The sequence below is a fragment of the Spiroplasma endosymbiont of Danaus chrysippus genome (assembly GCF_902809815.1).
Classification (GTDB): domain Bacteria; phylum Bacillota_I; class Bacilli_A; order Mycoplasmatales; family VBWQ01; genus Spiroplasma_E.
In genome coordinates this window covers 128,197-146,445 of sequence record NZ_CADDIL010000002.1, presented here as the reverse complement: position 1 = coordinate 146,445, position 18,249 = coordinate 128,197, and the positions used below count along the sequence as shown (strand labels likewise).

General features: G+C 22.2%; 20 protein-coding genes. 5 read left to right on the top strand and 15 right to left on the bottom strand.

What is annotated here, in order from left to right:
• Nucleotides 1–2: 2 nt before the first annotated feature.
• The 7 genes from SPIRDC1_RS02675 to SPIRDC1_RS02645 form a co-directional block, all read right to left on the bottom strand.
• Complete coding sequence (locus SPIRDC1_RS02675) at nucleotides 3–521, bottom strand: hypothetical protein (protein ID WP_174480416.1); 519 nt, start codon at nucleotides 519–521, stop codon at nucleotides 3–5.
• On the bottom strand, nucleotides 522–1,433 hold the full coding sequence (locus tag SPIRDC1_RS02670) for a hypothetical protein (RefSeq protein ID WP_174480415.1): 912 nt from the start codon (nucleotides 1,431–1,433) through the stop codon (nucleotides 522–524).
• Nucleotides 1,433–2,263, bottom strand: a complete 831-nt coding sequence (locus tag SPIRDC1_RS02665) for a hypothetical protein (RefSeq protein ID WP_174480414.1) — start codon at nucleotides 2,261–2,263, stop codon at nucleotides 1,433–1,435. Before SPIRDC1_RS02665 ends, SPIRDC1_RS02670 begins: the two co-directional genes overlap by 1 nt.
• Entirely contained in the window at nucleotides 2,232–2,519 is a 288-nt protein-coding gene (locus SPIRDC1_RS02660) for a hypothetical protein (protein ID WP_174480413.1), read from the bottom strand. Before SPIRDC1_RS02660 ends, SPIRDC1_RS02665 begins: the two co-directional genes overlap by 32 nt.
• A gap of 2 nt (nucleotides 2,520–2,521) precedes the next feature.
• On the bottom strand, nucleotides 2,522–3,856 hold the full coding sequence (locus SPIRDC1_RS02655; RefSeq protein ID WP_174480412.1) for a hypothetical protein: 1,335 nt from the start codon (nucleotides 3,854–3,856) through the stop codon (nucleotides 2,522–2,524).
• A 28-nt stretch (nucleotides 3,857–3,884) separates the two neighbouring features.
• Nucleotides 3,885–4,400, bottom strand: a complete 516-nt coding sequence (locus SPIRDC1_RS02650; RefSeq protein WP_174480411.1) for a hypothetical protein — start codon at nucleotides 4,398–4,400, stop codon at nucleotides 3,885–3,887.
• Between the two features lie 146 nt (nucleotides 4,401–4,546).
• Nucleotides 4,547–4,930 (bottom strand): hypothetical protein, encoded by a 384-nt coding sequence (locus tag SPIRDC1_RS02645; RefSeq protein ID WP_174480410.1) that lies wholly within the window; start codon nucleotides 4,928–4,930, stop codon nucleotides 4,547–4,549.
• Between the two features lie 122 nt (nucleotides 4,931–5,052).
• Between SPIRDC1_RS02645 and SPIRDC1_RS02640 the strand changes: the two genes are divergently transcribed.
• Both SPIRDC1_RS02640 and SPIRDC1_RS02630 read left to right on the top strand, forming a co-directional pair.
• On the top strand, nucleotides 5,053–6,216 hold the full coding sequence (locus tag SPIRDC1_RS02640) for an Mbov_0401 family ICE element transposase-like protein (RefSeq protein WP_174480409.1): 1,164 nt from the start codon (nucleotides 5,053–5,055) through the stop codon (nucleotides 6,214–6,216).
• 812 nt (nucleotides 6,217–7,028) lie between these two features.
• Nucleotides 7,029–8,024, top strand: coding sequence for an IS3 family transposase (locus SPIRDC1_RS02630; protein WP_174479968.1), 996 nt, complete (start codon nucleotides 7,029–7,031; stop codon nucleotides 8,022–8,024).
• Nucleotides 8,025–8,244: 220 nt separating this feature from the next.
• Here SPIRDC1_RS02630 and SPIRDC1_RS02625 read toward each other — a convergent pair whose 3' ends face one another.
• Together SPIRDC1_RS02625 and SPIRDC1_RS02620 are read right to left on the bottom strand one after the other, a co-directional pair.
• Nucleotides 8,245–8,844, bottom strand: coding sequence for a LemA family protein (locus tag SPIRDC1_RS02625; protein WP_174480407.1), 600 nt, complete (start codon nucleotides 8,842–8,844; stop codon nucleotides 8,245–8,247).
• Between the two features lie 143 nt (nucleotides 8,845–8,987).
• Nucleotides 8,988–9,362, bottom strand: coding sequence for a JAB domain-containing protein (locus SPIRDC1_RS02620; protein WP_255495903.1), 375 nt, complete (start codon nucleotides 9,360–9,362; stop codon nucleotides 8,988–8,990).
• A gap of 244 nt (nucleotides 9,363–9,606) precedes the next feature.
• Between SPIRDC1_RS02620 and SPIRDC1_RS02615 the strand changes: the two genes are divergently transcribed.
• Nucleotides 9,607–10,602 carry an IS3 family transposase gene (locus SPIRDC1_RS02615; RefSeq protein ID WP_174479968.1) on the top strand — a complete coding sequence of 332 codons (996 nt, stop codon included), beginning with the start codon at nucleotides 9,607–9,609 and terminating at the stop codon, nucleotides 10,600–10,602.
• 6 nt (nucleotides 10,603–10,608) lie between these two features.
• On the opposite strand, the gene SPIRDC1_RS02610 is transcribed toward SPIRDC1_RS02615, so the two are convergent.
• The 6 genes from SPIRDC1_RS02610 to SPIRDC1_RS02585 form a co-directional block, all read right to left on the bottom strand.
• On the bottom strand, nucleotides 10,609–11,004 hold the full coding sequence (locus SPIRDC1_RS02610) for a Nif3-like dinuclear metal center hexameric protein (RefSeq protein WP_174480406.1): 396 nt from the start codon (nucleotides 11,002–11,004) through the stop codon (nucleotides 10,609–10,611).
• Nucleotides 10,991–11,215 (bottom strand): Nif3-like dinuclear metal center hexameric protein, encoded by a 225-nt coding sequence (locus SPIRDC1_RS10215; RefSeq protein WP_174480405.1) that lies wholly within the window; start codon nucleotides 11,213–11,215, stop codon nucleotides 10,991–10,993. The genes SPIRDC1_RS02610 and SPIRDC1_RS10215 overlap by 14 nt, the downstream gene beginning before the upstream one ends.
• Nucleotides 11,216–11,223: 8 nt before the next feature.
• Nucleotides 11,224–12,576 carry a sigma-70 family RNA polymerase sigma factor gene (locus tag SPIRDC1_RS02600; RefSeq protein WP_174480404.1) on the bottom strand — a complete coding sequence of 451 codons (1,353 nt, stop codon included), beginning with the start codon at nucleotides 12,574–12,576 and terminating at the stop codon, nucleotides 11,224–11,226.
• 32 nt (nucleotides 12,577–12,608) lie between these two features.
• Nucleotides 12,609–14,384: a DNA primase gene (gene dnaG / locus SPIRDC1_RS02595; protein ID WP_174480403.1), complete on the bottom strand. Its 1,776-nt coding sequence runs from the start codon at nucleotides 14,382–14,384 to the stop codon at nucleotides 12,609–12,611.
• Nucleotides 14,385–14,400: 16 nt separating this feature from the next.
• Complete coding sequence (locus tag SPIRDC1_RS02590; protein ID WP_174480402.1) at nucleotides 14,401–15,816, bottom strand: glycine--tRNA ligase; 1,416 nt, start codon at nucleotides 15,814–15,816, stop codon at nucleotides 14,401–14,403.
• A gap of 164 nt (nucleotides 15,817–15,980) precedes the next feature.
• Nucleotides 15,981–16,124 (bottom strand): hypothetical protein, encoded by a 144-nt coding sequence (locus SPIRDC1_RS02585; RefSeq protein ID WP_174480401.1) that lies wholly within the window; start codon nucleotides 16,122–16,124, stop codon nucleotides 15,981–15,983.
• Nucleotides 16,125–17,392: 1,268 nt separating this feature from the next.
• Here SPIRDC1_RS02585 and SPIRDC1_RS02580 point away from each other — a divergent pair.
• Complete coding sequence (locus SPIRDC1_RS02580; RefSeq protein ID WP_174480400.1) at nucleotides 17,393–17,911, top strand: hypothetical protein; 519 nt, start codon at nucleotides 17,393–17,395, stop codon at nucleotides 17,909–17,911.
• Nucleotides 17,912–18,045: 134 nt separating this feature from the next.
• The gene (locus tag SPIRDC1_RS02575; protein WP_174480399.1) at nucleotides 18,046–18,195 is read left to right on the top strand and encodes a hypothetical protein; all 150 of its coding nucleotides are present in this window, start codon (nucleotides 18,046–18,048) and stop codon (nucleotides 18,193–18,195) included.
• Nucleotides 18,196–18,249 lie beyond the last annotated feature (54 nt).

Here is an 18,249-nt window from a genome sequence, read left to right as displayed (position 1 = left end):
TTTTATTCCTCCAATTGTATTTTATTTGAATGTTGTTTACATAAATGACATTCTTTTTTATGTTTTCTAATTTCTTTATATTGATATATTAAATAAGGACTTGTAATAATAATTGGTATAGTTATTAATAAATATTTAATTAATTTTCCATAATTACCTAATTTAGTTACTAAGTTTAATCCAATATGACCAAACATAGGAAATAAAGTTAATATTAAATGGTCAGGTCAAGTAAAATTATATTCATTAGTATAATTACCTATTCCCATTGATATTGGTATTTTAGGTATTAATCAAGGTGTTATTGTAAAAAATAATGTTATAAACATACCAAGACTATGACTAGTTATTTTTAAAATATTTGATATTAAAATTTTAATTTTATCTATATGAGTACTATTTTTATTAAATCAAATCTTATTTAATTTTTTATATTCTTTATTATCTTTACTTAATGGATTAATAGTATTTCATATACCAATTGGTTTAATTGGTTTATCTAATTCAATAATAATTACCACCTACTTTCATGTTTTATAAAAATTAGAATTTTGTTTAATTTTTATATATTTTCTTGTATGTAAAGAATTTTTTAATAATTGTTTTCTTTCATATCTTCATTGTGTACTTCCTATTTCATTTTTAGATAAAGTTTTATATTCTTTTAATTTAAAAAAACCTTTTTCTAATCTATTAATAAAATTCATAGTTTTTTGTACATTAATATTATTTGGATAAATTACACTAGTATCTTGTGAACCATAATATTTACCTTTTTTTGCTAATTCACTTTTAATATATTTTCTTAATTGACTTGGTAATCATTTTCTATTTCAAAATTTTCAAAATATAGTTCCAGCACCAGTACCATTTTTACCTTTAGCTTGTGTCATTAATATTCATATTTCTTGTGGAAATGCTGGATAAGTATATGGACCATATCATATTTGTCTTTTATCATTATCACTTTGAAATAATGTTGTTAAAGTTCCAATTTTTAAATTTTTATTATCAACAATAAATCTTCCTTTTTTAAATCATGAACTTGATAATACTTCTCATGCATTATCTGGTATTTCTTCTTCATTTTCTTTAAATAAATTATCAAATTTATTTACATAATTTTTAACAGTTCTAATTTCTGTTGACATAATAGAATTTTTAAAACTATTTATTGGATTTTTAAATTTATTAATTTCATTTTGTAATATAGATAATTCACTTGGTTTTAATATACTTGTTAATTTTTTAAGTATATTTGGATTAAAAACACTATATGGTTGATGTATTTCTTTTTCACTAATATTTTCACTATCAAATACTGCTTTTAATGATTGATTTTTATAATAAGTTTTTAAAGCATTTATTAATGCTAATTTAATATCATTACTTGCTAATGCATAATATATTCATTCAATAATTAAAGGTAACATTATAAACTCATGTGATTATAATCTCAATTTAATGAAGCATTATCATGATTTAATAGTACTTCACTCATATTATCACTACCATATTGACTAGTTGTTTCACTATTAATAGTAAATCTATTATCATTTATTAATCTTGAAGTTTCATTATTAAATGGTGTTTCTTGCATTTCTTCAATATGATTTGTAGTTTCCATAGGTAGTAAATTATGGATAATTTCACTTGCACCAGCAATTATGGTAGGTACTGCATAAGCATTATTAAAATCATTATTTATACCCATTGCTACACCACTTGATATTAAACATCCACCAGTTGCCATATTACAAATCTTTTTTATTGTTTCAAATTTATTAGGTATTAACTCAGTTAATCCATTAATAAGATTTGAAATACCATAAGCATTTAAACTAATATATGTATCTCAATCCATTAAATGATTATCAGTGCTATTATTACTAAATAATAAATCATCTGGAAAAGGATTAACTGGTGTTGTATTTGGAAATGGATTAGGAGTTGGATTAGGATTAATATCATTATTAGTAAATTTTGCATAATTAACTAAACCAATTGTTCCTAAACCTAATAATATTTTTTTACTACTATTAATTAACTTAGTTTTAGTATTTGGTCTTTGATTTAAATTTCATATATCTAAACCTAATTTTTTACCAAATAATAAACTATTAATTGAACCTAATACTGGATTTACAATTACTTGACCATAATAAGCACTTGTACCAATCATTGCCGATAAAGGACTTATTGAAGAACGAATTATTTTTAATAAAGTATAATTATTTGATTGTACAATGGTGTCATTTGGCATTTTCATTTACTCCTTTTAATAAATTAGTTTGTTTTTCTATTTTAATAATTACTTTACCCTCACAATGAATATTATCTCCAACACATATTGCATAACTATCATGTACATCACTAACAATAAAATAATCATTTCTTAATTTAGGATATTCATCTAATAAAATTGCTCTAATATCATTACTTGTAGTTAAATCTGCTGGTTTTGGTGAATAAATAGTAATACGTGCTTTTTCATCAAAATATTTATAAATATATTCCATAATTATTTTTTAGAAAATTTTAATTCTATTTCTTCAATATAATCTTTATCATTACCAGTCATAGTAGCACTTATTGATGTAATATTACTAAATGTTGCTTTACTTTTTTCATAACCATTATTACCAGCATTTATTATTGCAGTTTCTAATTCATCATTAGTTGGAGTATCACCAGCCATAGTTATTTTTCCTAAATTTTTATAATAAATTAAATCATTTAAACTAATTCTAAAATCATCAAAATCAGCAATTTTAAATGTTACTGGTGCTTTTTCTCTTTCTGCTGGAGTTAATTTAATTCAATTAGTTCAACAACGTTTTTGTGCTTCTTTAATTTCATCAGCTGTTGGCATTTTTTCCATAATAATAAATGATAATCAACCACGAATTGCTGTTGTTATACCATAAAGTGCTTTACCTAATGTTTTTTGATTTAATGTATTATTATCAATTAAATTAACAATTTTTTGAAAACTATTAGGTTGTGCAAATGCATTTCTATGTACAAAAACTCCTAATACTTTTTTTAAATCAAATGTTTTTTCTAAATGTAAACCAGTTTTAGTATCTTTAACCATATCTTTATTTAAAAACATATGTTTATATAAAAACATACCAAATACTGATTGTTTATATAATTGGCCACTTGCTACAGTATCTGCTGCAATTTGACCATAATTTAATCTTAAATATGCTTTTGTTAATTGTAACATTGGAGTAAATCCTAATGCACCAATAAAATCACTTACATTTGTACCAATTTCAGTTTCAGTTATATTTCCTAATAATTCATTCATTTTATCTCCAATTTGATAAAATGCTGCTTTTGCTGTATCTTCTGTCATTTCTAACATATTAATAGGAATTACTTGTGATTTAGCAATACAATAATCTTTAATACCTTGTAAAAAAATACATTCTTGTATAAATAAATAATTTCTTAATGCACTTTCTGCTCATATTGATAACATATTTGCTTTTAAAGGAATTGGACTTGACATAAATCTATTCATATCAAAATCTTCAGTTCTTCAATCAATAACTAATATTTGATCTAAAATAACACTAGTTGTTCTTAATGTTGTTCATTGTTTATTTGTACCAATCATAACATCATATTTTGAACCTCAACGTAAACGTTCAGCAATACGATAATATGCTTCTACTGCTCCAGGTATTTCACTTATTTGTTCTGCAACTGCACTTGCTTTTAAAAACATCATACTTTCATCATTATAAAGTATACCTTTTACTTGTGCTTCCATAGCAGTTAACATTGCTTTATTTCCATTATTACCACCAGTAATTAAACCAGTTGGAACTTGTGGAATAGCCATAATATCTCTCCTTTTGAGAAATATTTAATTATTTACTAAATAAAAATTCTAAAAATTTAATCATTTCTTGTTTAGTTTTTGCACCAACAACTTCTGTATTTTTTAATAATTCTTCATTTTTAGATGTAATATTATTATCTAATTCAAAAAGTGTTTTTGGATTAAAAAACTCTTGTTTAGGTTCTTCATTTTTAATAATTTCTTGTTTTTTAATTTCTTTATTATGTAAATTATTATTAAATATTTCTGCATAATCTTCTTTTATTTTATTTAAAGCAGAATGTTTATCAATGTCTTTATATTCAGTATTAATTAATGATTTAACTATTTTTAATTGTTTATCATTAAAACCATTAAATAATTCTTTTTCTTGATATTCATTAACTTTATTTTCATATTCTTTTATTTTTGTTTCATATTCACTTAATTTAGGTTCAATATTTTTTTTACTTTCAGCATATACTACATTTCTATGTTGTTTTAGTAAATTTTTAACATCATCTAAACTATAATTCTCTTTTTCATCAAAAGTAAAATCACTCATACTTTTAATCTCCCTTTATTAAATTTTAATAATTCACTTGGTTAATAGGTCACTTTTATATATGTTATTTAACATATTCACTTTAATTAATTATATCATTTTTATCCTTTAAAATAAAGAAAAAAACCTATATTTATTATAGGTTTCTAATCATTATTTTCTATTTTTCTAGGTTCAGAAATATTAATAATTATATTACTATTATTTGCTTCTATATCTTGATTATCTATTAAATCATCAAACATCTCTCTATGATTTGTTCTTAAATAAGCTCATTCATATTGAGGTACTTGTGTAACATTTTTTAATCTTGCAATTCCTATTTTAAGACATGCTTTATCATATTCTTTAATAAAATCATTTTGTCATTTTGTCGACCTTCTTCGGCAATCATATATATATTTATTATCCACATTTAAAATATAATTTAATTCTTGTTTAGTACATTTTTTTAAATTATCTTTATTTTCTCTTAAATATTCTTGTATTTTTTCTTTATAATTTCCTAATTCTTTTCTTTTTGCTGGCATATTATATCACCTATATTCAATATTTATATAATAATTATAACATTTTAACTAAAGTATATTACAACACTAAATAATTAATAATTGTTATACTAAAAGTCATGTATTTAGAAAGGAATAATATTATGATTTTACTTCCTGAACAATTTCCTCATAATCAGTTTAAAATTAGTCATGAAAAACAAATGTTATTAGATTATAAAAATGATTTAATTAATTATGATAAATATTGACATAAAAATAAATATGATAAAAATAAATATAAATATGTTAAAACTGCTAAAAGAACTTTTACATCAATGTATGGAATAGTAAAAGATTTTTATAGAAAAGTATATCAACATAAAATTACTGGTGAATATTTATATCCATTAGATACATATATTAATATTGATAAAAATAAAAAATTTACTAATCAAGTAACAAAATCAATAATTTATGAAGCTGATTTTAATAATATTACATATCCTATAATTAAACATAATTTAAAAATAGATATATCTTTATCAACAATTTGTAGAAAAGTAAAAAAAACTAATATTTTTGTTCAAGAATTACCAAAAGAAAAAATAAAAATATTACCAACTGATTTTATTTATATTCAATCAGATGAATCATATAATAATTTAATTGATAATAAGAAAAAAAGAAAATTTAGATATAGAACAGTAAGTATAAGTACTGGTTTTGATTTAAATAAATCTACTGATAATAGACATGTTTTAGAAAATAAATATATTTTTGTTTTATCAACTAGAAAAGGTGAAAGAATTAGTAAAAAAGAATTTGCTAAATCAATAATAACTAATTTAGATAATATTTTTATTGGTTATACTAATGAAAATTTAAAATTAACTGGTGATGGTGCAACTTATCTTAAATCTACTGCTAATTATTTAAAAATTGATTATGCTGTAGATAAATGACATCCATTACAAAAATTAAAACAAGTATTTATTGTAGGAAAAGGTAAAAGAACAAAAGAAAATAATAAAAAATTAAATTATGCTTATTATAAATTATTTTTAAATGGTAATTATTATAAATTATTAGATTATTTAAAAGAAAATAATGCTGATGAAAAAATATATGAATATTTTAAAAATAATAAAAAAGGTATTGAAAATCAAAATGCTATTTGAAATATTGGTTGTAGTGCTGAAAGTGATGTTTATCATTTAATAAAATCAATATCTAATAATAATGCAAAAATTTATTCAAAAGAAGCATTTTTTAATTTATTAAAATTAAAACAAGCAAGAATTAATAAATTAAAAATATTTGTTTAAATTTATAAAATTTAATAAATCTAAACCTAAGTAGTTAGGAATTTTTAAATTATATTAATAAAAATAAAATACTAAAATACTTTATATTTTATAAATACTATGGTATAATAATACCAACAATTAATAATTTATTTTGTCTTTTATTTAAAGAAAATTAAATTATAACTAGACTTGAAATACGCCCAATTTAGAAAATATTAAAAGAGAATTAAGTGGTAATGAATTAATAAAATTATTAGAACCATATATTAAAGAACAAAAAATAACTATTAATAAACCAACTGCTCCAAAAGAATATTATCTTAATGATATAAAACTTGAACCACTAAGATTTTATGAACAGCATAATAGTTGATTTATGGGTCAAATAACAGATAACAAAACTAAAATTACTAATCCTTGTTTTAAATATAACATTACATGAGAAAAAAACAGAAAAGGTTTTAAAATAAATAATCCATATAAACATGATGATTTACCAATTANTCTAATTCTGTTTTAAAGTAATAAAGCATATTGATTTTGTCATCTTCATATAATTCATTACATTCAACACATCTTTTTCTTCTTTTTTTAATTTTTTTATCAATCTTTCTTAGTGCTTCATAATCAAGAATTTCTATTGTCATAATAATCCTTTCCTAATATGTCCTGTTGCTTCCTAGCATAAAGGACATATATTTTTATTTTTAAATTATTAATACTACTTTTGCTACTTGCTACTTAGCCCTTTTTACTAGACCATTAATTTAAAAAAAAACTTGAATGTATTCGAAAAACAATTGTGTTATACAATTAACACTAATTTTGACATGAAAGGATTTTTAATAATGGATAAAATTAAACAAATAGCATTAGTAATTAACAAGTTAAATATCAAACAAAAAATTCAAATTATTGATGATAGCAAAAACCAATATTCAATTAGATATCTTTGCCAACATCTTCAACTAAACCGATCAACATATTATTTTGTAAAAAACAAACAAAACCCTATTAAAAAAGAAAAAAATCAAATTAGTAATTGTACACATAAATATCAAGAATTATGCCAACTTTTACTTGAATTTCATTTTACAAGAAAAGGACAAATTTATGGCTATTTACGAATTTTTTCAGCATTTAAAGAATGATTAAAACAATACAAACATATTATTTTAAATCTAGAATTATCAACAAAACAAATGCGAAAAATTATGAAAGATCACAATCTTCAAGGATTAAAACAAACTAAAAATAACTATCCTAAAAACAAAAAAAATCCAAATAAGTGAATACCTACAATGGATAAAGTAAACAAAGATTATAAAAGTACAACCTCTTCAAATCAAATTTGATCAATGGACACTAAACAAATAAATACTAAAGAAGGTTGATTATATCTTTTTGTAATTATTGATTTTTATTCAAATAATATTGTAAGCTATAATACATGTTCAAACAAATCCTATCAAGATTTAATCCTTCCTGCACTTGAAAAAATAAATCAACAATTCTCTTGAAACCAAGTAAAAAACGTTATTTTACACTCAGATAACGCCAACGAATTTTATTGTCAAGACATCACAAATTGAGCTGCTGATAAGCAAATAATTTTAAGCAAAAAACAACCTTATGATATTGGTGGCAATGTAATATCTGAAAACTGATTTTCTCATTTATCTCAAGAATGACTACCTAAAGGTTCAAATCAATATTTTTCTCTCAATGAAGCTATAAATGATGTAAACCAATATATTATGTTTTATAATTACGAAAGAATACATTCTAAATTTCTAAAACCACCAATTTCACAAATAAAAATTTAAAACTGTCTATCCAAAAGTGGTCCAGTATTTAGGGCTAACCACCGATTACTAAACATTCCCCCCTTCTTATCAATTCTCATATAATTACTAATAAAGTTTTAATTTTAAATAAAATACCCTTTCTTTAAACAAATCATAAATGTTTATTCAAAACAATTTATTTGTCTAAAGAAAGGGGTAAATAACTAATTTAAATATATTTTCAAAAATAAATTTAATTTTATAAATCAATTTTAATATCTTGACGATCACTATCTGATGCAAGAAAGTAATCTTTTGAAACTAAATTTAATGTTGATGCTACAACATTACTTGGAAAGGTTTTAATTTTACTATTGAACACCTTAACATTAGCATTATAAAATCTTCTAGCAGCAGCAATATTATCTTCACAATCTTTGGCACCTGATTGTAATTGTAAAACAGTAGTATTTGCTTTTAAATCAGGATAATTTTCTAATAAAGCATTAAATTTTCCAAAAGCTGCATTAAGTCCACTATCTGCTTTTGAAAGATCACTCATTGTTTCCATTTTTCCACTTCGTAAAGATACAACATCTGTTAATGTACTTTTTTCAAATTTCATATAACCTTTAGTAGCATCTACTAATTTTGTTAATAAATCAAAACGACGCTTTAATTGCACATCAATATCAGAAGCAGTTTCTTCAATTGATTGTTGTAATCTTAGAAAATTATTACTAGAAACAATAAATAAAATTATTGGAAATATTAAAACAAAAGATAAATAAACCATAATTTTTCCAAATAGTGACGGTTGGGCAGTAAATGATTCATTGCTTGGTTTAATTGTTGACATAATTTTCTCCTTTCTTATCAATATCTAATAACAAACTATGTTTAATAACTAGTCTATTCTTGGTAAGTTAAATATTATTTACACACTAAACCATAATAATTTTACTATATTTTTAAATTTAAGTAATGTATTTTTTTAAGTTTTTATTTAAACTTATAATATTTTTTATTTAAATTTATACTAAAATAATTACCTTTGCCAATAATAATATGATCAACTAAGGTAATATTAAAAATCTGAAAATTTTTTTTAATTTCTTCGGTGATATATAAATCAGATAGTGAGGGTTCACTATTACCACTAGGATGATTATGAATACAAATTACTTTACTTGATTTATGAATAAGTGCCAGATGCAACATATCTTTAACATGAATTTTCATAGTATCATTAGTACCCTTATATAATAAATTTTGATGAATTAATTTATTTTGATTATTTAATAATAATAAATAAAAATGTTCTTGCGTTAAATTTTGATAATATGCATTAACTAAATTAAAAACATCTTCGGGAATAATAATTTTAAAATATTTTTTTGACTTTCAATAGTTCTTATTCTTGCTACTTGCTACTTAGCCCTTTTTACTATTTCTAAACAACTTAAAATTTCTAAAGCCTTACTAACACCAATACCTTTAATACTCATTAAAGATTTAATAGTTACTTGCTACTTAGCCCTTTTTACTAGATCATTAATTTAAAAAAAACTTGAATGTATTCGAAAAACAATTGTGTTATACAATTAACACTAATTTTGACATGAAAGGATTTTTAATAATGGATAAAATTAAACAAATAGCATTAGTAATTAACAAGTTAAATATCAAACAAAAAATTCAAATTATTGATGATAGCAAAAACCAATATTCAATTAGATATCTTTGCCAACATCTTCAACTAAACCGATCAACATATTATTTTGTAAAAAACAAACAAAACCCTATTAAAAAAGAAAAAAATCAAATTAGTAATTGTACACATAAATATCAAGAATTATGCCAACTTTTACTTGAATTTCATTTTACAAGAAAAGGACAAATTTATGGCTATTTACGAATTTTTTCAGCATTTAAAGAATGATTAAAACAATACAAACATATTATTTTAAATCTAGAATTATCAACAAAACAAATGCGAAAAATTATGAAAGATCACAATCTTCAAGGATTAAAACAAACTAAAAATAACTATCCTAAAAACAAAAAAAATCCAAATAAGTGAATACCTACAATGGATAAAGTAAACAAAGATTATAAAAGTACAACCTCTTCAAATCAAATTTGATCAATGGACACTAAACAAATAAATACTAAAGAAGGTTGATTATATCTTTTTGTAATTATTGATTTTTATTCAAATAATATTGTAAGCTATAATACATGTTCAAACAAATCCTATCAAGATTTAATCCTTCCTGCACTTGAAAAAATAAATCAACAATTCTCTTGAAACCAAGTAAAAAACGTTATTTTACACTCAGATAACGCCAACGAATTTTATTGTCAAGACATCACAAATTGAGCTGCTGATAAGCAAATAATTTTAAGCAAAAAACAACCTTATGATATTGGTGGCAATGTAATATCTGAAAACTGATTTTCTCATTTATCTCAAGAATGACTACCTAAAGGTTCAAATCAATATTTTTCTCTCAATGAAGCTATAAATGATGTAAACCAATATATTATGTTTTATAATTACGAAAGAATACATTCTAAATTTCTAAAACCACCAATTTCACAAATAAAAATTTAAAACTGTCTATCCAAAAGTGGTCCAGTATTTAGGGCTAACCACCGATAAATTACTAATAATATCACCACCAGCACCAGCAGATAAAGCAACAGTCACTATATTGTTATCACTCAATTTATTATTAACCAATTGTATATTTGCAACATTAAAATATTTTTTTAAGTTATTAATTAATTCTTTTAATGGCATTTGTCTATCAAATTTACCAACTATTGCCAACTTTTCTTCATTAATAAAATGAATATTTTTAATTTTTAATTCTTTAGCCATCAACATATTCATACCTACTAATGATATATCAAAATTAATATGTAATGAATATACATTAATATCTGCTATTAGTATTTTACTATATAATTCTTTTTTTCAATTTGAAATATTAGATTGATTAATCTTTGGCAAAAACTAATGGATGATGAGAAATTATTAAATCAATATTATTATTAATGGCCTCAGTTAAAACTTCATTAGTAACATCCAAACAAACTAAAATTTTATTAATATTGGTCTTTGTTTTTGATTTAATTTGTATTCCTGAAAAATCTCATTCACAAACATCTTTTAAAGGAAAATATGTTTCTAAAACATTAATTATATTATTGATAGTTAACATTTTAACTATTATCCTTTATAAAATTCTTTAATATGTTTAGATTTAGACGGATGTTTTAATTTTCTAATTGCCTTTGCTTCTATTTGTCTAATTCTTTCTCTTGTAACAATAAATTCTTTACCAACTTCTTCTAGAGTTTTTGGAGAATCGTACTTAGTAATATGACGATGAACAACCTTATCACTTAACAATTCTGTTTTATCTAAACTAGTATCATAGTGTAACTGTAAATTATTAACTACTGTTTTTAATTCAATAATTTCTTTTTCATCTTCACAAAGTTCTAATAATCTTCTTAATTTTGTTGGTAAAATTCCAAAACGCATTCTAATAACTTTTTCTTCTCGTTTTGTTAATACTTCAGCAAAAACACGATCCAATTGTTCTCTTAATCAATGTCTTTCAGCATATTCATCGGGAGATAGCATATTTTTATCTTTAATAAAATCACCAAAATGTGTATCATCTTCTTCACCAATTGGTTTTTCTAAAGATACTGGTTCAATAGCAAGTTTTTTAATTTCACGAACACGATCGGCTGTCATGTTTTGTCCCATTTTATTGGCAATTTCCTCATGAGTAGGATCACGACCTAATTCTTGTGTTAAGTTTCTTTCAATTCTTGTTAACTTATTAATTCTTTCAACCATATGAACAGGTACACGAACCATTTTACCTTGATCAGCTAAACTTCGTGTAATTGATTGTCTAATTCATCAAGTAGCATAAGTTGAAAATTTAAAACCACGGCGATAATCAAATTTATCAACTGCTTTAATAAGACCAATATTACCTTCTTCAATTAAATCAGCAAAATCTAAACCACGATTTAAATGTTTTCTAGCAACAGAAACTACTAATTTTAAATTTGATTTAATTAATTGCTCACGACCATATGTTCTTTCCTCAACATCTTTTGATTCTAACATTTTAGCATATTTAATTTCCTCACCTTGACTCAATATTTGACTTGTTCCCAAAATATTAAAATAAGACTTAATTCCATCTTTTCTTCTTGTATCATTAGAGATCCCCATTGTATTTTTAAAACTCAAATCACTAACTAAAATATCAATATCTAAATCATCAGGTAATTGTTCATCATCAATATCGGGAAAATTAGCATCATGTTCAACTTCATCCATCAAAATATCAGTAAAGACTACTCCTTCTTTTTCTAACCGATCAAAAATTTCCTCAATCGTATCATCATCTAATTTTAAATGTGCAAACTCTTTAATGACATCTTCTTGTTTTAATTCTTTTGTTTGACTCTTTTCTAATTTTTTAATTAAATTACTTTCTACTTCCTCTAAAGTTAAAAGTTTTTTCAATTTCGTTTTTTGTTGTATAACAGCCATATTTTCACCTTATCCTTAATTTATCATCATACTTATTTTTTCTTTATTTTATTTTTTAATACTGATATTTCTTTTAATAACAATATTTGTTTTTCAATATTTTTTTCAGATTTCAATTTATCATTGATCATTTTTATTTCATAATCAATTAGTTGATTATTAATAATTTTTAAGTAATCATTAATAATTTGAGGTTTTAAATCAAACTTTTTATTTTTATACTTATCAAGAAGTTTTTCTAAAATATTTAAAAGTGAATTACCTTTAAGTTCTTCTAAAATTAAATCAAAATTAATTGCTTCTATTTGATTATTTTGATATTTTTGACTAATTAAAAAGTATAAATTCATAAAATCTTGATTTGGAAAAATAAATTTTTCTTTTTCTAAAATTAAATAAACATTTTTTGATAACATTACTAAAAAAATAAGTTGTTCTTGTGCTTCAAAAAAAATATTTTTTACTTCTATTTTAGATTTATTTTTGATACTAAAAGTTGTAGTTAATAAATTATTATTAATATTTAAAATTTGTATTAAGTCTTCAGTGGATAAATTAGTTATTTTTGCTAACATATTTAAGTAAAACTTTTGAGTAATAACATCATTGATTTTTGTTCAAATTGGAACTAATGATTTTAAAAATTCATTAAGTTCATAACTATCTTTTTTAATGTTATATTTAGTTAATGATAAATTAATTGCAAATTCAAAAGGATGAATGGTTTTTTTTATTATTTCATAAAATTTTTGAGGAAATTTATTTATTAATTCATCAGGATCAAATTTAGTATCATTATTGATAATTTGTACTTTAAAATTATTTGATAATAAAACACTAGCTATTTTTAAAGATGCTATTTTTCCTGGTAAATCACCATCTAAAAAAATAATAATATTAATAGTAATTTTTTTTAAAAGTAAAATATGTTCTTTTGTTAAATTTGTTCCCATTAAAGCAACAACATTTTTAATATTTTGATTATTTAGAGCAATAACATCCATAAAACCTTCAGTCAAATAAATAACTTCATTTTTTTTAATATAATTTTTAACATTATTAAAGTTATATAAAATTTTACTTTTCTTAAAAAAATCTGTTTCTGGACTATTAATATATTTATAACTTTTATCTTCTCTATTATAATTTCTTGCAGAAAAACCAACACAATCTCCATCTTCATCTTTAATAGCAAACATAATTCGATTTGAAAAGGTAGGAAGAAGTTGATCCTTATTATTAATTTTCATGAGTCCTAATTTTACAAATTCAATATTATCTTTATAACCTTGTGCATTAAGATAATCTATTAATTCATTATTAATAGGTGCATAACCAATATTAAAATATTTAATATTTTCAGTAGTAATATTACGATTTTGTAAATATTTCATTGCTTCTTGACCAATATCAGTTAGTAACTGATAACTAAAAAAATTCATTGCAATATTATTTAAAATTTTTAGTGGATTTTTTTTAGTTTCAACATTAAATTCAGATAAATTAATATCAAACTCTTTTAAATTTAAATTAACATTATCTGCTGCTTCTTTAAGAGCATTAATAAAATTAATATTTTTATATTTTTGTAAAAAAATAAAAACGTTTCCTTGTTCACCACAAGAAAAACATTTATAAATTTGTTTTTCTTGTGAAATTGATAATGAAGGAGTAGAGTCTTCGTGAAAAGGACAGATAGCTCAAAAATTATTGCCTTTACGGATCAAATTTAAATATTTACCCATAACTTCAACAATATTAATTTTTGCTTTAACTTCATTAATTTTTTTATTAAACTCGATATCCATATTTTTTCACACAATTCTAACAAATAATGTCTAATTTGTCATATAAATATTCTTTAAGTTGATCAACTTTAATTATAACTTGATTTGTAGTATCACGATCTCTAATTGTAACAGTACCTTTAGTTTTTGTGTCATAATCAATTGTTACACAATACATAGTACCAATACCATCTTGATAACCATAAGATTTACCAATACTTGATGATGCTTCATAAATTACTCTTAATTGTGTTTTATTTAACATTTCAAAAATTTCATATGCCTCTTTACCCAATTTTGTTTTATTTAAAGACATAACAGCTACTTGATAAGGGCAAATACTCTTATTTAATTTTAACACTAACCGTTCTTTATCGTCTTTTAAAACTTCTTTTGTAAATGCTTCACAAACTAAAGCTAATAAAAGCCTTTCAACACCAATTGAAGGTTCAATAACTGAAGGAATAACCATTCTTTTTACTGTAACATTAGGATCTTGAATTTCAAAATTTACACCAGAATTCTCACTATGTTTTGTTAAATCATAATTCCCGCGATTAGCTATACCACATAATTCACTCATACCAAAAGGAAAATTATATTCAATATCAGTAGTTGCTAATGCATAATGTGCTAGTTGATTTTGTTCATGATTTTTAAATTTTATATTTTTTGAATTCAATAAACCTACTAGAGAGAGAAATTCTTTACATTGATCAACTCAATAATTAAATCAAGTGTTATCATTTTTATCCTTTGGAATAAAGAAAAATTCTAATTCCATTTGTTCAAATTCTCTAGTACGAAAAATAAAATTACCAGGAGTTATCTCATTTCTAAAACTTTTACCAATTTGACCAATACCAAATGGTACTTTTTTATTACAACTATTTCTTACATTATTAAAATTTATAAATATTCCTTGTGCAGTTTCAGGTCTTAAATAAATTTTATTTTTATCTTCTTTTAAAACACCTTGATATGTTTCAAACATTAATTGAAATTGTCTAACTTTAGTTCAATCTTCATTATTGCATTTAATACATTTAATATGATTTTGATTAATATATGTTTCTAATTTTTCATTACTTCAATTATCACAATTAATACTAGGAAAATAATGATTAATTAAATTATCAACTCGAAATCGAGACTTACATTTTTTACAATCAATTAATGGATCAGTAAAATTACTCAAATGCCCTGAAGCTTCTCAAACTTTAGATTTCATAATAATTGAACTATCTAACCCAACATTGTATGGATTTTTTTCGACAAAAAAAACTCATCAACTTTTCTTAATATTATTTTTAAGTGCTACACCAAGCGGACCATAATCTCAACTATTAGCAAGACCAGAATAAATTTCTGATCCTTGAAAAATAAAACCATTTTCTTTTAAATGAGTAATTATTTCCTTCATTGACTTATCATTGATAATTTTATTAATCATTGCCCCTCCATTAATCATAAAAATTTTCTTAAATATCTTAAATAATACATAAAATCTCTAAAAAGAATAATCTTGTTAATAATATGTTCATAGATAGGTTTTGTCAACCTATTATAAGAGTTATATATTATTAAAAACAATATAACAACTAATTATTAAAATATTTATGTAATTATTAATTTATTATTATATTTTTGACAGTGGTTTTCTAAAATATTAAGAATTTTATTAAGTTCTTCATTTTCAACTTTTCATTTATTAATATCTTGATAATTTAATAAATAAAGTTGATATATTTTTTTAAACAAAACAATGTCAAAATTAATTATAGCTAATTTTAAAGAACAATTTTTACAAAAAATACCACCCAAATCATAATTAATTAAATACAAATTAGTTATTTGATTACAATTAATACAATTAGTAAAGTTAAACTGAATTCCTTGAAATATTAAACTATGAAATAAGAAAAAAACATAAACTTTCTTAAAGTTACTATTTATCATTAACTGTTCATATAAATTAAATAAAAAAGAAAAGATATTTTTATTATTAATACTAATTTTTTCTAAATAATTAATAATTATCTTGTTAAAACTTTTAATCAATTGATAACTTTTTTCATTTATAAAACTATTAAAACTTTTTATTTTTTTATATGTTATACATAAGTTTGAACAATCATAATTTTGATTAAAAATAAAAATTCAACAATCTAAAAGACATATTTACGAAATAATTAATTATCATATTAGTAACTTATTTCCAAAAATGAATTATTTGAAAAATAATGAAAATTAGACAAAATTACTCTCTTTAACCCTTAAATTTAATATTCGACGTATTTTAAAAAAATAAAAGATACATTTTGTAAGTTAAATTAAAATTATTATCAAAGGAAAAAGACAAGAAATAATCTTGTCTTTTTTTTGTAATTGTAAAATTTTAAAATTTTTATTATTAACATCCTTTAAATATCTACTACACGCAGTGACCAAGTAGGAGAAGTTAATAATTAATAACCGTCTTTAATACTATTATCAACACGTGTTAGGGAATTAAAAAAGTGAACTACAACACAGTTGTTAAAAATAGTAGCTAGAGCATGTGGACTTGCATGGATAAATAAAAAGTGGAGTGATACCTAATAAAATATACTAACCATTTAATGGTAATTCTTGGGGTGGGAGCGAATTGGAAACTAGTATATATAGACCTGTTGTAGGGACCTATTGTATTAATTCTATTCTTTATTTAACCAACCTTGCCACTCTTCAGTGAGCAAGTGTTGGTTTTATTTTTTATTTTTTTTGAAAAAATTTTTGGGCGAGAAAATAAATTTCAAACTTGTAAAAAAATTGAGCGGGACCGGTTCAATTAAAATATTAATTTGCTAAATGCAAATTAAATAAATATTGAATCGAATGCCTCAATGTTTTTTAAAATTTCACAATTTATTTTTGAGCCCAGAATTGCTGGAATGAATAAAACGAATAGTGGGATTATTAATAATCTAAAAATCAAAATATATGTTCTTTATGCTAGAAGCAACAGAACATATTAGGAAAGGATTATTATGCAAATAGAATTTAGAAAAGAACAAATTGTTAAAGATAGACCACAATCTATTATTATTGATTATGGTGAATATAAATTACAATGTCCAAAATGAATGGTTAAAAATAATAGTTTTATTGCTGATGATAAATATACATATTGAGTTTTTAATTTAGAAAACATTAAAAGAGAATTAAGTGGTAATGAATTAATAAAATTATTAGAACCATATATTAAAGACCAAAAAATAACTGTTAATAAACCAATTACTCCAAAAGAATATTATCTTAATGATATAAAACTTGAACCACTAACATTTTATGAACAGCATAATAGTTGATTTATGGGTGAAATAACAGATAACAAAACTAAAATTACTAATCCTTGTTTTAAATATAACATTACGTGAGAAGAAAACAGAAAAGGCTTTAAAATAGATAATCCATATAAACATGATGATTTACCAATTAATTATATAGTTACTTCATATAAAGAAATTTCAACTCATAATGAAAAAGTATTTTTGTTGAACATGTAAACAAAATAAATTAGATTATTTATTCTTTAATACTAATGATATAAAAACAAGAAAATATTTTTTAAGAGATAAAAATAGTAAAGCGATTTGTTATGACTGTATTTTAAATATTAGGTTAAGTAGAAGGTATAAATATGGATAAAGAATATTTAACTAAAAGAGGAACGATTTGCATACCAGACAGTGATGATATTGAATTTAAAATAGGGCTAATTAAACTGATTGATGATTTAAAAAAAGATAATTTAGTTGGACGTATAAGTTTAACCCATAGAATTCAATAACATTTACAATATAACTTGAAAATTCTATGATTTTTTAATTTAATTATACCATAA